At 70.5% G+C, this 13,556-nt stretch carries 13 protein-coding genes; 8 read left to right on the top strand and 5 right to left on the bottom strand.

All coding sequences use genetic code 11. The features are described 5' to 3' along the window. Positions 1 to 27: 27 nt before the first annotated feature. Both phoU and phoB read left to right on the top strand, forming a co-directional pair. Positions 28 to 747: a phosphate signaling complex protein PhoU gene (gene phoU / locus FF100_RS29860; protein ID WP_139039539.1), complete on the top strand. Its 720-nt coding sequence runs from the start codon at positions 28 to 30 to the stop codon at positions 745 to 747. A 71-nt stretch (positions 748 to 818) separates the two neighbouring features. Next, entirely contained in the window at positions 819 to 1,520 is a 702-nt protein-coding gene (phoB, locus tag FF100_RS29855; protein WP_139039537.1) for a phosphate regulon transcriptional regulator PhoB, read from the top strand. 206 nt (positions 1,521 to 1,726) lie between these two features. On the opposite strand, the gene FF100_RS29850 is transcribed toward phoB, so the two are convergent. Continuing rightward, positions 1,727 to 2,254: a GcrA family cell cycle regulator gene (locus FF100_RS29850; protein WP_139039536.1), complete on the bottom strand. Its 528-nt coding sequence runs from the start codon at positions 2,252 to 2,254 to the stop codon at positions 1,727 to 1,729. Between the two features lie 541 nt (positions 2,255 to 2,795). Between FF100_RS29850 and FF100_RS29845 the strand changes: the two genes are divergently transcribed. Beyond that, positions 2,796 to 3,701, top strand: a complete 906-nt coding sequence (locus tag FF100_RS29845) for a cell envelope integrity EipB family protein (protein WP_139039534.1) — start codon at positions 2,796 to 2,798, stop codon at positions 3,699 to 3,701. 28 nt (positions 3,702 to 3,729) lie between these two features. On the opposite strand, the gene FF100_RS29840 is transcribed toward FF100_RS29845, so the two are convergent. Both FF100_RS29840 and FF100_RS29835 read right to left on the bottom strand, forming a co-directional pair. Continuing rightward, complete coding sequence (locus FF100_RS29840) at positions 3,730 to 5,070, bottom strand: DNA polymerase IV (RefSeq protein ID WP_246102536.1); 1,341 nt, start codon at positions 5,068 to 5,070, stop codon at positions 3,730 to 3,732. Further along, on the bottom strand, positions 5,067 to 5,351 hold the full coding sequence (locus FF100_RS29835) for a DUF3572 domain-containing protein (protein WP_246102534.1): 285 nt from the start codon (positions 5,349 to 5,351) through the stop codon (positions 5,067 to 5,069). The genes FF100_RS29840 and FF100_RS29835 overlap by 4 nt, the downstream gene beginning before the upstream one ends. A 135-nt stretch (positions 5,352 to 5,486) precedes the next feature. On the opposite strand from FF100_RS29835, the gene FF100_RS29830 reads away from it, so the two are divergent. Beyond that, a complete protein-coding gene (locus FF100_RS29830; protein ID WP_139039529.1) occupies positions 5,487 to 5,867 on the top strand; it encodes a response regulator in 381 nt (126 codons plus the stop codon). 65 nt (positions 5,868 to 5,932) lie between these two features. Further along, a complete protein-coding gene (locus FF100_RS29825; protein ID WP_139039527.1) occupies positions 5,933 to 7,297 on the top strand; it encodes a PleD family two-component system response regulator in 1,365 nt (454 codons plus the stop codon). 121 nt (positions 7,298 to 7,418) lie between these two features. On the opposite strand, the gene FF100_RS29820 is transcribed toward FF100_RS29825, so the two are convergent. Further along, on the bottom strand, positions 7,419 to 8,921 hold the full coding sequence (locus tag FF100_RS29820) for an NAD(P)H-hydrate dehydratase (RefSeq protein WP_139039525.1): 1,503 nt from the start codon (positions 8,919 to 8,921) through the stop codon (positions 7,419 to 7,421). Positions 8,922 to 9,123: 202 nt separating this feature from the next. On the opposite strand from FF100_RS29820, the gene FF100_RS29815 reads away from it, so the two are divergent. From FF100_RS29815 to FF100_RS29805, 3 genes are all read left to right on the top strand, one after another. Next, positions 9,124 to 9,462, top strand: coding sequence for a P-II family nitrogen regulator (locus tag FF100_RS29815; RefSeq protein WP_060845473.1), 339 nt, complete (start codon positions 9,124 to 9,126; stop codon positions 9,460 to 9,462). A 115-nt stretch (positions 9,463 to 9,577) separates the two neighbouring features. Then, positions 9,578 to 10,990 (top strand): type I glutamate--ammonia ligase, encoded by a 1,413-nt coding sequence (glnA, locus tag FF100_RS29810; RefSeq protein ID WP_139039523.1) that lies wholly within the window; start codon positions 9,578 to 9,580, stop codon positions 10,988 to 10,990. A gap of 107 nt (positions 10,991 to 11,097) precedes the next feature. Then, positions 11,098 to 11,439, top strand: a complete 342-nt coding sequence (locus FF100_RS29805) for a hypothetical protein (protein ID WP_139039521.1) — start codon at positions 11,098 to 11,100, stop codon at positions 11,437 to 11,439. 155 nt (positions 11,440 to 11,594) lie between these two features. On the opposite strand, the gene FF100_RS29800 is transcribed toward FF100_RS29805, so the two are convergent. Further along, complete coding sequence (locus FF100_RS29800; RefSeq protein ID WP_139039519.1) at positions 11,595 to 13,157, bottom strand: FAD-binding oxidoreductase; 1,563 nt, start codon at positions 13,155 to 13,157, stop codon at positions 11,595 to 11,597. Positions 13,158 to 13,556 lie beyond the last annotated feature (399 nt).

The following is a 13,556-nucleotide window of genomic DNA, read 5'->3' as shown; positions in this document are numbered from 1 at the left end:
CCACCTCAGCGCGGGGAGGCTCACCTCATGTCGGGTCACATCGTCAGCTCCTACGATCAGGAACTGCAGAACCTTCGGCGCAGCATCGCCGAGATGGGCGGCATCGCCGAGAAGATGGTGGCCGATTCCGGCCAGGCGCTGCTGCGCCGCGATGCCGGCCTCGCCCAGGCGGTGATCGCCGTGGACCAGCGCCTCGACGGGTTGCAGCGCGAGATCGAGGAGAAGGCGATCCTGCTGATCGCCCGGCGCCAGCCGATGGCGATCGACCTGCGCGAGACGATCTCGGCGATCCGCGTCTCCGGCGATCTCGAGCGCATCGGCGATCTTGCCAAGAACGTCGCCAAGCGCGTCGTCGCGATCAGCGACCAGGTACAATTGCAGAAGATCGTCGTCGGCGTGGAGCACATGAACGAGCTGGTCCAGGCCCAGCTCAAGGACGTGCTCGACGCCTATGCCACCCAGGATACCGTCGCGGCCCTCGACGTCTGGGCCCGGGACGGCGGCATCGACGCGCTCTACACCTCGCTCTTCCGCGAGCTGCTGACCTACATGATGGAGGATCCGCGCAACATCACGTTCTGCACGCACCTCTTGTTCTGCGCCAAGAACGTCGAGCGCATCGGCGACCACACCACCAACATCGCCGAGACGATCCACTACCTCGCCACCGGCGAGACGCTGACGACCGATCGTCCCAAGAACGACCGCTCGAGCTTCGCCACCCTCGACACCCCGCCCGAGGCCTGAGGGCGACACGCCCGCGCGGGCTCGCGATGCCCGGCGGGCCCCACCCGTGATCCCTGCCTGAAGTACCCGCAATGAGTACCCGCATCCTGATCGTCGAGGACGAGGAAGCCCTCACCCTCCTCCTGCGCTACAACCTCGAGGCCGAGGGCTTCGAGGTCGACGCCGTCGCCCGCGGCGACGAGGCGGATCTCCGCCTGCGCGAGCAGGTGCCCGACCTCGTCCTCCTCGACTGGATGATGCCCGGCCTGTCCGGCATCGAACTGTGCCGGCGCATCCGCGCCCGCCGGGAGACCGAGCGGCTGCCGGTCATCATGCTCACGGCGCGGGGCGAGGAGGGCGACCGGGTGCGGGGGCTCGCCACCGGCGCCGACGACTACATCGTCAAGCCGTTCTCGGTGCCGGAGCTGCTGGCGCGGGTCCGCGCGCTCCTGCGCCGCGCCAAGCCCGCCCACGTCGCCGACCTGCTGGTCGCCGGCGACATCGAGCTCGACCGGGTCAGCCACCGCGTCCGCCGCGACGGCCGCGAGCTGCATCTCGGCCCGACCGAGTTCAAGCTGCTCGAATTCCTGATGCAGAGCCCGGGCCGCGTCTTCTCGCGCGAGCAGCTCCTCGACGGCGTCTGGGGCCACGACGTCTATATCGATGAGCGCACCGTCGACGTGCATATCGGCCGCCTGCGCAAGGCGATCAACCGTGGCCGCGACAACGACCCGATCCGCACCGTACGCGGCTCCGGCTATTCCTTCGACGAGATGTTCGCGCCGGATGCGTGAGGCATCGGAACGCTCGCCGGGGCCGCTTCGGGACCGGCGCATCCGCTGCCGTTCCTGGGCCGCCTCCGTCAGGATGGTCGAGCCGGTCCGCCGCCGCCGCGTCGCAGGATCCGTCCGGCCGCGGCCGCCGGACAGGAATCGTTAGGATTTGAGCGATAACGTCAAGCCATCGGAAGCGGCGGGCCGCCGCTCCCGATGCCGCGGCCTCAGCGGAAGCCGACGGCCCTGCGGTCGCGCTTGCGCTCGGCGGCGGGCTGGTAGGCGATGCGGCTGTGATGGGTGCAGTAGGGCAGGCCGGTGATCGCGCGGTCGCCGCAGAAGCGGAAATCCGGCGTGGACGGGTCGCCCATCGGCCAGCGGCACATGAATTCCCGCAGCTCCATGATGGTGACGCGGGCGCTCTCCGGCAGGGCGACGGAGTCGGAGGTGGGGTCGGACTGAGCCTGGACCAGGGCGAGGGCCGGCGGCGCCGGCGCCAGCATGGACGGTGCCTCGGTGATGGGGGCGTCCGGTGCATCGGCGTCGCCCCGGCCACGGCGGCCGGCGGTCGACGCGGCGCCATTGGTCTTCAGGACCCGGCCGGCGAGGCCGAGCCGGTGGACCTTGCCAATGACCGCGTTGCGGGACACGCCGCCGATCTCGGCCGCGATCTGGCTGGCGCTCCGGCCGTCGCTCCACAGCCGCTTGAGAAGCTCGACACGCTCCTTCGTCCAGCCCGGGCCCGCATCCGTCATCGCCGCCTCCACTCCCCCGACATCACCCATGGAATCGACGTGCGGACGCGAGCGGTCAGCCGTTCGACCGCGCGTTCAGTCCGTCCGATCCTGCTGGTGATCGCCGCCACGCCTCGGGCGGTGGCGACGGGGGTGAACCTACAGGACGGCCTAACACCCGCGCAAGAGTCCGGGCCCCCCCGAGGCGGTTTTTCCCCGCGGCGGAGCGGGCGGCACGACCCGTCTCGGTTGTGCCGACGAGGGGCTCCGTTGTGCCGTGCGGCACCGGCGGAGGACGAAAAATAGTCATTGCTCTGAGCATGTTGCGCCGTGTTTGACCGGATTTCGCGGCCGTCCGGCACGGGGCGGCGCGCCGCCGCGCCGCCCTTCTGGGGCGACACAACCATTGGTTGAATTCACGGTGTTTGGGCAAGCGTGGCCTTATCGCCACGGCGGGCGCGCTCCCGGCACCGGCGGCACGTTGCCGGGAACCGGGGCGGGACCTATCTTGAGACGGCCAACAGGGCCGACGCCATCACCCACGGCCGCCCCGGGAGACCTCATGCGATCACTCCTCGCGTGCGTCCTGCTCGCGCTCTCGTCGCCCGCCCTGGCGGCCGAGGCCGTGCATCTCGCACCCCATCGCGCCGTCTACGACCTGTCCCTGTCCGGCAGCTCCGGCACCCGCGCGGTCGAAGGGGCCCGCGGCCGGATCGTGTTCGATTTCACCGGGGATTCCTGCAAGGGCTTCGCGCTGCAATACCGGCAGGTGACGGTTCTGGAGAGCTCGGAGAGCGGCAGCCGCACCTCCGACCTGCGCAACACCACTTTCGAGAGCGGCGACGGGCGCAGCTTCCGCTTCCGCACCCAGTCCGACCTCAACGGCAAGGCCGCGGCACCGGTCGACGGCAACGCCGAGCGCGGCGACAAGGGCGTCGACATCACCCTCAAGCAGCCCAAGCGCGGGGAGATGGCGGTGGCTGGGGAGGTGCTGTTTCCCGCCGCCCACATGCGACGGCTGATCGAGGCCGCCCGGGCCGGGCAATCCACCGTCGCCGTCAAGGTATTCGACGGCTCGGATGACGGCCGCAAGGTCTACGATACCCTGGCGGTGATCGGTCCGCAGCGCGCCATCGCCGCCGACACGGCCAAGCCCGATCTGGCCAAGCCCGATTTGGCCAAGCCCGATCTGGCCAAGCCCGATCTGTCCAAGCCGGACGCGAAGGCCGCCACTGCACCGGTCGAGGCGCCGCTGCGCCAGGGGGCGATGGCGGCGATGCCGCACTGGCCGGTGACGCTGAGCTACTTCTCGCCGGGCGAGGGGGAGCGCACCCCGGTCTACGTCCTCGCCTTCGACCTCTACGAGAACGGCGTGAGCGGGGCGCTGCGCCTCGATTACGGCGAGTTCTCGCTCAAGGGCGAGCTGTCGCGCATCGACCTCATGCCGGAGAGCAAGGACTGCAAATAGGGTCCGGAGGGGAAGCGGTGGCCGACCGTCAGCGGGGCTCCCGCTTCGCCGTCCCCGGGACCGGCCCCTGCTTGCCGGAGCCCGGCCCACCCTCGCCCTGCGGGGTGAAGCCGAGGCCGCGCTGCACCGCGGCTGCACCGAAGCGGTCGCGCAAGGCATCGATCGCCGCCGCCCGGCTGGCGTCGCGGACCGCCGAGACGTCGGCGAGGTCGCCCCGGTCGGCATGGGCCGCGCCGCACAGGTCGCCGGCGCCGATCCCGATCAGCCGGTAGGCGGTGCCGTCGCAGGCCTCGCGCAGCAGCGCCTCGGCCGGGCGAAACAGCCGCTCGGCGACCTGCGTCGGCGCCAACCCCGAGCGGGTGCGGGTGCGCAGGCGGAACTCCCGGTCCTTGAGCTTCAGCGTGACGCTGCCGGCGGCGAGCTCCGCCCGCTTCAGCCGCCGCGCGACCTTCTCGCAGAGCTGCCACAGGATCGGCCGCAGGGCCTCGAAGGCGCGCAGGTCCTCCGCGAAGGTGGTCTCGCCCGACACGCTCTTCGTCTCGCGGATCGGCTGCACCCGGCGTGGATCCTCGCCGCGGGCGAGCGCGCGCAGCCGGGCGGCGTCGCGCCCGAGGCCGGCCTGCAGCCGCTCCGGCGCCACCCGGCCGAGATCGCCGATCCGCTGGATGCCGAGGGACGCGAGGCGCTCGGCGGCGGCCTGGCCGATGCCGGGCAGGATCCGCACCGGCCGGGGCGCCAGGAACGCCTCGGCCTCGTCCCGGCCGATGATCGAGAAGCCGCGCGGCTTCTCGAGGTCGGAGGCGATCTTGGCCAGGAACTTGTTGGGGGCGAGCCCGACCGAGACGGTGATGCCGATCTCGGCCTCGACCCGGCGGGCGAAGCGCGCCAGCGTCACGGCGGGCGAGGCGCCGTGCAGCCGCTCGGTGCCCGAGAGGTCGAGGAACGCCTCGTCGATCGAGACGGGCTCGACCAGGGGCGTCAGCTCCTGCATCATCGCCCGCACCTCCCGGCCGACCCGGGCGTATTTCTCCATGTCGGGCCGCAGCACCACCGCGTCCGGGCAGGCCTCCAGGGCGCGGTACATCGGCATCGCCGAATGGACGCCCCGGATCCGCGCGATGTAGCAGGCGGTCGCCACCACCCCGCGCTTGCCCCCGCCGATGATCAGCGGCCTGTCGCGCAAGGACGGGTCGTCGCGCTTCTCGACCGCGGCGTAGAACGCGTCGCAATCGACATGCGCGATGGCGAGGGCGTCGCGCTCCGGATGAGCGACGAGGCGCGGCGAGCCGCAGGCCCGGCAGCGCGGGGCGCCGGCGGCCGGCGCGGTCGCGCCGCAATCGCGGCAGAACCCGGCATCCGCCTGGCTCACGCGCCGAACTCGCCCGGATCCGGCGGACCGAGGCGGCGCCATGCCTGGGTGATCCGCTCCGGCGGCACCTCGAGGGCGCTCGCGCAGGCGACGAGCAGCTCCTCGTCCGCCACCACGTGGTCGAGGAGGCCGGCGATGAGGTCCGGGCCGTCCGCTGCCTGCCGCAACGCATCCGGCGTCAGGCCGGCGCTCTCCATGAACCGGAGCAGTCGGCCCGGATCGCCCGTGACGTAGCCGAAGACGCGGGCGCCAAGGGCCTCCGCGGCGGATGCGCTCAGCACTCCACCACGGGGATCGGACCCTCTGGCAAAACCGTCGGATTTGCGTTTCATCAACATGTGCCGCTTAACAGTGTTGCGGTTCCGGTTTGCTGCCGGGTGGGACGCGGGCCGCTGGAGCGCCGGAGACAGTGAGCCATGACGAAGACGGTGCTCATCGTCGAGGACAACGAGCTGAACATGAAGCTTTTCAACGACCTGTTGGAAGCTCACGGCTACTCGACCCTCAAGACGGCCAACGGGATCGAGGCGATCGAGCTGGCGCGCCGGCATCGACCGGACCTGATCCTGATGGACATTCAGCTCCCCGAGGTCTCGGGCCTCGAGGTCACTAAATGGCTCAAGGAGGACGACGAGCTCAAGAGCATCCCGGTGATTGCCATCACGGCTTTCGCCATGAAGGGTGACGAGGAGCGCATCCGCGAGGGAGGCTGCGAGGCCTACCTCTCGAAGCCCATTTCCGTCGCGAAGTTCCTTGCGACGGTGCGGACCTACGTCGGCGACGAGCGCAAGAGCTGATCGCGCGTTGATCGAGAGCGGACCCTGACAAGAGCTGATGCAGAGCTGAGAGGCCTGACCTACCCATGTCGGCACGTGTCCTCATCGTCGACGATCTTTTTCCGAACATCAAGCTGCTTGAGACCAAGCTGACCATCGAGTACTTCGATGTGGTCTCGGCGATGAACGGGCCCGATGCCCTCGCGGTGTGCGAGAAGGGCCTGTGCGACATCGTGCTGCTCGACGTGATGATGCCCGGCATGGACGGGTTCGAGGTCTGCCGCCGGATCAAGTCGACCCCGACCACCGCCCACCTGCCGGTGGTGATGGTGACCGCCCTCGACCAGCCGGGCGACCGCCTGCGCGGCCTCGATGCCGGCGCCGACGACTTCCTCACCAAGCCGATCGACGACACCGCCCTGATGGCCCGGGTGCGCAGCCTGGTGCGCCTGAAGGCGGTGACCGACGAGCTGCGCAGCCGTGCCATGGCGTCGCGGGTCGGCGATCCCCTGGCGGCGGCCACCGCCGAGACCGGGCACGACGCCAACGTGCTGATCGTTGAGGACCGCCGCGCCTCGGCCGAGCGCATGGCCGCGGCGCTCGGGCAGTATCACTGCGTGGAGACCGTCGCCTCGCCGCAGGAGGCCCTGGAGCGGGTCAAGGCCGGCGATTACGACGTGGTGCTGGTGAGCCTCGACCTCGAGGGCCATGACGGCCTGCGCCTGTGCAGCCAGCTCCGCTCCCTCGACCGCACCCGCACCGTGCCGGTGGTGATGCTGGCCGATGCCGGCGACCGCGCCCGGATCATGCGCGGCCTCGATCTCGGCGTCCACGACTACCTGGTCCGCCCGATCGACCGCAACGAGCTGGTGGCCCGGGTGCGCACCCAGGTGAAGCGCAAGCGGTTCTCGCACTCGCTGCGCGAGTCGGTCCAGGCGTCGATGGACCTCGCCGTGACCGACGGGCTCACCGGCCTGCACAACCGGCGCTACCTCGACAGCTACCTCGCCGGCCTGTTCTCCGAGCCGTCCTTGCGGGACCGCCCGGTGGCCCTCCTGATCCTCGACATCGACCGCTTCAAGTCGATCAACGACCGCTTCGGCCACGACGCCGGCGACGAGGTCCTGAAGGAATTCGCCACCCGCATCCGCGCCCAGACCCGCGGCATCGACGTGGTGGCACGCTACGGCGGCGAGGAGATCGTCGTGGTGGTGCCCGATACCGGGCTCGACGCCGCCCGCCAGGTGGCGGAGCGCATCCGCGAACGGATCGAGGCGGCGGCCTTCCAGGTCCAGCGCGGCACCTGCGCCATCGACGTCACGGTCTCGATCGGCGTCGCCATCCGGCAGGCCGGGGATGGCGACCCGTCCCTCCTGCTCAAGCGCGCCGACCTCGCGCTCTACCAGGCCAAGCAGGACGGCCGGAACCGGGTGGTCGCGGCGGCGGCGTGAGGGGAGGGGGACCTCCGTCCCGCTCGATCGTCCCACGTCTCCGGCACCCTCGCCGCCATCCCGGGTTCTCGCCTGTGGCGAGTCCCAGGATGACGTGGCGTACCGGGTCACCGGCGGCTCGCTAGGTCCGCCCCAGCCTCTCCAGCAGCTCCTTCAGCACCGCCGGCATCAGCTCCGGCAGGTCCTCGGCGATCAGCCCCGGCCCGTGCCGGCGCCCGGCGGCGGCGTGGAGCCAGACCGCCGCGGCGGCGGCCTCGAACGGCGCCATCCCTTGCGCGAGCAGCCCGCCGGCAAAGCCGCACAGCACGTCGCCGCTGCCGGCGGTGCCGAGCCAGGGCGTGCCGTTGGCGTTGATGGCGGCGCAGCCGTCCGGGGCGGCGATCACCGTGTCGGCCCCCTTCAGCACCACCACCGCGCCGAGGAAGGCCGCGGCGGCCCGGGCCCGCACCAGCTTCGAGCCCTCCGCCGGCACGGCGGCGACGCCCTTGAACAGGCGCGCGAACTCCCCCTCGTGCGGGGTCGCGATCGCTTGCGCGCCGCCGCCCGCGATCATCTCGGCGAGTTCGTCGGCCCGCCCCGAGAAGCTCGTCAGCGCGTCGGCGTCGAGGACGAGGCCGCGGCCGGCCTCGCTGGCGACCCGCACCAGGTCGCGGGTCGGGGCGCCGGTGCCAAGGCCCGGGCCGGCGACGATCGCGTTCAGGCGCTCGTCGGTGAGCGTGTCGTCGAGGTCGTCGGCGCCCTCGCACGGGCTCAGCATGATCGCCGTGAGATGGGCGGCGTTCTCGGGCAGGGCCGAGGCCGGCGACAGCACGGTGACGAGGCCGGCGCCGATCCGAAGCGCGCCGCGGGCGGCGAGCCGCGCCGCGCCGGTGCGGTGGGCCGGGCCCGACAGCACCACCGCGTGGCCCCGCATGTATTTGTGGCTGTCGGTGGCGAGATGCGGGATGGCGGCACCCCAGAGGTCCGGCCCGTTGGCGTGGGCCTGCGCGCCGATCCCCGCCACCACCGCATCCGGGATGCCGATCTCCGCCACCGTGACCGGGCCGCACAGGCGCCGGCCGGGCAGGAGCAGATGGCCGGGCTTGCACCGCACGAAGGTGACGGTCTCGGTCGCGGCGACGACCGCGCCGCGCGGCGCGCCGGTATCCCCGTCGAGGCCCGACGGCACGTCGACCGCCAGCACCGGCACTCCGGCCTCGTTGACCCGCGCGATCAGCGAAGCCGCCGCGCCCTCGACCGGGCGGGCGAGGCCGGCCCCGAACAGGGCATCGATCACCAGGGCGAAGCCCGCCGGCTCGGCGCTCGCCGCGTCCGCCACCGGGCCGGTCCAGTCCGCGGCCGCCGCGGCGGCGTCGCCCGCGAGCGCGTCGCGCGGTCCGAGCAGCGCGACCTCGACGGCGAGGCCCGCCTCGGCCAGCAGCCGCGCGGCGACGAACCCGTCGCCGCCGTTGTTGCCCGGCCCGCACAGGACCAGGACCGGTCCCTCCCCGGCGAGCGCCCGGGCGCGCGCGGCCACGCCCGCACCGGCGCGGGACATCAGGGTCAGGCCGGGCGTGCCGGCGTCGATCGCGGCGGCATCGGCCCGCCGCATCTCGTCGGTGGTGAGCAGCTCGGTCCCGGCCATCGCATCCTACTCCGAGAAGCGCCCGGACGCGGCAGCGTCGCCGCGGAGCCAAGCTTGAGAACGACGAATTGCGCAACAAACGCGCAGCAATTGCTTACCGATTAGGCATTCCCGGTCCGCTCACGGGAAATCCCCCGTGGCGGTCGGCGCGGCGCGATGCTAGGAATGCCGCCGGAACCGTTGCAGACCAGGCCCGCCCGGCATGAAGAAGATCGAAGCGATCATCAAGCCCTTCAAGCTCGACGAGGTGAAGGAGGCCCTGCAGGAGGTCGGCCTTCAGGGCATCACGGTGATCGAGGCCAAGGGCTTCGGCCGCCAGAAGGGCCACACCGAGCTCTATCGGGGCGCGGAATACGTGGTCGACTTCCTGCCCAAGGTGAAGCTGGAGATCGTGCTGCCCGACACGCTGGTGGACGGCGCCGTCGAGGCGATCCGCAAATCGGCCCAGACCGGCCGCATCGGCGACGGCAAGATCTTCGTCTCCTCGATCGAGGAAGCGATCCGCATCCGCACCGGCGAGACCGGCCAGGACGCCATCTGACGACGGCGCGATCCGACGCCCGGCCTTCTCTGCAGCGACGAAAACCGCGGCCTGACCCCAGGACCGCGGCTTCATGGCGGCCTTCGACGCCGTTCTAGGAAGGGATCAAACGAGAATGTCTAAGACCGCGACGGACGTCCTCAAGGAAATCAAGGAAAACGACGTCAAGTACGTCGACTTCCGCTTCACCGATCCGCGGGGCAAGTGGCAGCACGTCACCTTCGACGTGTCGCTGGTCGATGAGGACATCTTCGCCGAGGGCACGATGTTCGACGGCTCGTCGATTGCCGGCTGGAAGGCGATCAACGAATCCGACATGCTGCTGATGCCGGACCCGGCGACGGCCTGCATGGACCCGTTCTTCTCCGCCTCGACCATGTCGATCGTCTGCGACGTGCTCGAGCCGTCGACCGGCGAGCCCTACAGCCGCGATCCGCGCGGCATCGCCAAGAAGGCCGAGGCCTTCGTGAAGGCCAGCGGCATCGGCGACACCATCTTCGTCGGCCCCGAGGCCGAGTTCTTCGTCTTCGACGACGTCCGCTTCTCCGCCGACCCGTACCATACCGGCTTCAAGCTCGATTCGGTCGAGCTGCCGATCAACGGCCAGACCGAGTACGAGGGCGGCAACCTCGGCCACCGCGTCCAGATCAAGGGCGGCTACTTCCCGGTCCCGCCGCAGGATTCGGCCCAGGACATGCGCGGCGAGATGCTCGCCGCCATGCAGTCAATGGGCGTCAAGGTCGAGAAGCACCATCACGAGGTCGCGTCTGCCCAGCACGAGCTGGGCATGAAGTTCGACACGCTGACCCTGATGGCCGACCAGATGCAGATCTACAAGTACTGCATCCACAACGTCGCCCAGAGCTACGGCAAGACCGCGACCTTCATGCCGAAGCCGGTCTACGGCGACAACGGCTCGGGCATGCACGTCCACCAGTCGATCTGGAAGGACGGCAAGCCGGTCTTCGCCGGCAACAAGTACGCCGACCTCAGCCAGGAATGCCTGTGGTACATCGGCGGCGTCATCAAGCACGCCAAGGCCCTCAACGCCTTCACCAACCCGTCGACCAACTCCTACAAGCGCCTGGTCCCGGGCTACGAGGCGCCGGTGCTGCTGGCCTATTCGGCCCGCAACCGCTCGGCCTCATGCCGGATTCCGTGGACGACCTCGCCGAAGGCCAAGCGCGTCGAGGTCCGCTTCCCCGACCCGATGGCGAACCCCTACCTCGCCTTCGCGGCCCTGCTGATGGCCGGCCTCGACGGCATCGTGAACAAGATCGATCCGGGTCCGGCGATGGACAAGGACCTCTACGACCTGCCCCCGGCGGAGCTCAAGGAGATCCCGACCGTGTGCGGCAGCTTGCGTGAGGCGCTCAACAGCCTCGACGCCGACCGCGAGTTCCTCAAGGCCGGCGGCGTGTTCAACGACGACTTCATCGACTCGTTCATCGAGCTGAAGATGACCGAGGTGATGCGGTACGAGATGACCCCGCACCCGATCGAGTTCGTGAACTACTACTCGCTCTGATCCAGACCCGGGTCAGGCACGTGACGGAGGGGGCCGGAGCGATCCGGCCCCTTCTCTTTTTGGCACCGGGCTTGCGGCGCCTCGGCGAGACGATCCCCGGAGTCCCGATGACCGAGCCGACCTCTCCCGCCGCGACCCTGCGCGCGCTCCTCGCCACCCTGGTCAAGGCCGCCCTGATCGCCGATGAGGCCCGCGTCGCGGTCTGGCGCCGGGAGGCGGCGGAGCTGCACGGGCGGCTGGCGGGCCAAGACCTCTCCGCCCTCAAGCTCGACGGCGTCTGGACGCTCGCCGTGCGCGAGGCCGAGGCGCCGGACCTGCGGCCGGACGAGACCCAGGTGTCGCTGACCCTGCCGCAGGACTGCCCGCTGGCGCTCGACGCCGTCGCGGGTCCGGGCTTCGATTTCGATGCCGCGGTCGACCGGGTGCGCAAGTCGGCCTCGACCGGGTGAGGGGAGGGACCGTCACGGTCGAACGTTCCCGCGATCCCGCGACGGACCCGTGACCCGCGGCGTCATCCCGGAGCTCCGCTGACGCGACCCCGGAATGACGCGGTGGATCGTCGAGGTGACATCGGGCCGGACGTGCCGCGCCGATCGGCCTCCGGTCACGCCGGCTTTTTGAGCGGGACGCTCTGCGGGAACTTGAACACGTCGTCCGGGTCGTAGCGGCGCTTCACCTCGCAGAGCCGGCCGACATTCTCGCCGTAATAGGCGTCGAGCCAGTTCGGCAGGTCGCGGCTCGGGAAGTTGACGTAGGATTGCGGCTTCACGAAACGTTGCATCGCGGCGAAGTACTCGGTCAGCCAGGCCTGCTGCCGCTTGACCATGTCCGGCATGTCGAGCGGGCTCCACGACGTCTCCATCTCCAGGATGAAGTCGGATTCGCGGTGGACATAGGCTGTGTCGGTGGGGCGCACCGCCTTCACCCGGCCGCCGGCCGCGAACAGGATGCCCATGTTCTGCTGCAGCACCGAGCCGCAGGGCGACTTCTCCATACAGCGCATCATCGTGTCGATCGCGTCGCCGCCGAGTTGGCCGGCGACGTAGCTCGAGCGGATGTCGTAGAAGCCGCCCGGGTCGTCGGTCACGAGGTAGTCGCGGGCGCTCCAGTAATTCATCCGGTTGATCTCGGCGACGGTCGGCTTCGACCGGGACAGGGGACGGTCGAGGAGCGCCCGGAGCTGGTCCGGCGGGCCGAAGAACTGGCCGAGGGTCTGCACCCCCAGTTTGTCGCGCTGCACCTGGCCGGCGACGATCGGCACGAGCTTGCTGCGGGTCGAGATCAGGTGCGGATTGTTGAGCTGGATGTCCTGCAGATCCAGCATCAGCTCGATCTGGTGGCGGGCCGGCCAGACGATGTTGAACACCGTGACGTCGTAGACCGGGTGCGGCTCGAAGGTGAACGAGGTGTGCACCGCGAAGTTGCCGCCGCCGCCGCCCCGCGCGGCCCAGAACAGGGACGCGTCGTCGCCGGTCGCGGCGATGCCGCGATGCAGGGTGCCGTCCGCCGTCACCGCGTCGGTCGCCCGCAGGGCGTCGCAGGTCAGGCCGTTGCGCGTCGCCGAGAAGCCCCAGCCGCCCCCGAGGGTGAGACCGCTGATCCCCACCGTCGGGCAGCGGCCCGACGGGACCGCGAGGCCGGTTGCCCGGAAGGCGTCGGCCATGTCCTGGTTGCTGGCGCCGGCCCCGATCGTCACGAACCCGGTCTTCGGGTCGAACTGGATGCCGCTCATCGGCTTCACGTCGATGAGCAGGCCGTGCGTGGTCGAGAAGCCCGCGTAGTTGTGCCCGCCGCAGCGCACCGCAAAGGTCTGGCGCTCCTGGCGTGCCCAGTTGATGCAGGCACGCACGTCGTCGCCGCCGGTGCACATCGCGATCGCGAGCGGCAGCACGTCGGCCCAGCGGCCGTTATTCGGCCACGCGGCGACCAGGAAGCCCGGCTCGCCGGGGCGGATCAGGCGGCCGCGCAGGTCGCGCGCCAGGGCATCGAGCCCCCGCGGCGGCGGTCCCTCCAGGGCTGCCGCGCCGGGAATCCGGCTGCCGAGGGCGGCGCCCGCGATCACGGCGCCGGACTGGAACAGCCGGCGCCGGCTGACGGCCGTCGAGGTCTTGCCCGCAGCGCGGGAGGAGGTCTCGGCGAAGGTCTTGATCGTCGGATAGTCTGTCATGGCGTCCGATCTGTCCGGGCCGATTCGGCCTCAAGCCATCAGCCGATGCGGACCCAACGTCGTCAACGCGGGTCGGACGGAAAGATCTTTTCCATGATCGAAGAGAGAAGATCGGATCGACTGATGTGGAATGACAACAATCTTCCTGTGCTGCTGGATGGTGGCCGGCATCTTGGTCGATTGGTTGTCCACAGACGTGCAGGGCCCACCCATTCAGGTGTTCCCGGTCCGGATCGGGGCGCTGCCCGGCGCGTCCTGACGCCCTGACCTCGTCGAGGCCGCGACACCGCTCGCGAGACTGTCCCGATCGATCGAGGACGTCGGCGGACGGGACGCGGTGCCGGGCGTCGTTGCTGCGACGTGGCCGGCATGGTCGATGACGATGCTGGCTCACCGCGC

It is taken from the genome of Methylobacterium terricola (genome assembly GCF_006151805.1).
Lineage (GTDB): Bacteria > Pseudomonadota > Alphaproteobacteria > Rhizobiales > Beijerinckiaceae > Methylobacterium > Methylobacterium terricola.
The sequence above is the reverse complement of the archived record's forward strand: the minus strand, read 5'-3'. Positions and strand labels throughout refer to the sequence as shown.

What these genes read in the sequence shown, in the direction of transcription:
- phoU (WP_139039539.1), top strand. Translation starts at nt 28, where the DNA reads ATGTCGGGTCACATCGTCAGCTCCTACGATCAGGAACTGCAGAACCTT.
- phoB (WP_139039537.1), top strand. Translation starts at nt 819, where the DNA reads ATGAGTACCCGCATCCTGATCGTCGAGGACGAGGAAGCCCTCACCCTC.
- FF100_RS29850 (WP_139039536.1), bottom strand. Translation starts at nt 2,254, where the DNA reads ATGACGGATGCGGGCCCGGGCTGGACGAAGGAGCGTGTCGAGCTTCTC.
- FF100_RS29845 (WP_139039534.1), top strand. Translation starts at nt 2,796, where the DNA reads ATGCGATCACTCCTCGCGTGCGTCCTGCTCGCGCTCTCGTCGCCCGCC.
- FF100_RS29830 (WP_139039529.1), top strand. Translation starts at nt 5,487, where the DNA reads ATGACGAAGACGGTGCTCATCGTCGAGGACAACGAGCTGAACATGAAG.
- FF100_RS29825 (WP_139039527.1), top strand. Translation starts at nt 5,933, where the DNA reads ATGTCGGCACGTGTCCTCATCGTCGACGATCTTTTTCCGAACATCAAG.
- FF100_RS29820 (WP_139039525.1), bottom strand. Translation starts at nt 8,921, where the DNA reads ATGGCCGGGACCGAGCTGCTCACCACCGACGAGATGCGGCGGGCCGAT.
- FF100_RS29815 (WP_060845473.1), top strand. Translation starts at nt 9,124, where the DNA reads ATGAAGAAGATCGAAGCGATCATCAAGCCCTTCAAGCTCGACGAGGTG.
- glnA (WP_139039523.1), top strand. Translation starts at nt 9,578, where the DNA reads ATGTCTAAGACCGCGACGGACGTCCTCAAGGAAATCAAGGAAAACGAC.
- FF100_RS29805 (WP_139039521.1), top strand. Translation starts at nt 11,098, where the DNA reads ATGACCGAGCCGACCTCTCCCGCCGCGACCCTGCGCGCGCTCCTCGCC.
- FF100_RS29800 (WP_139039519.1), bottom strand. Translation starts at nt 13,157, where the DNA reads ATGACAGACTATCCGACGATCAAGACCTTCGCCGAGACCTCCTCCCGC.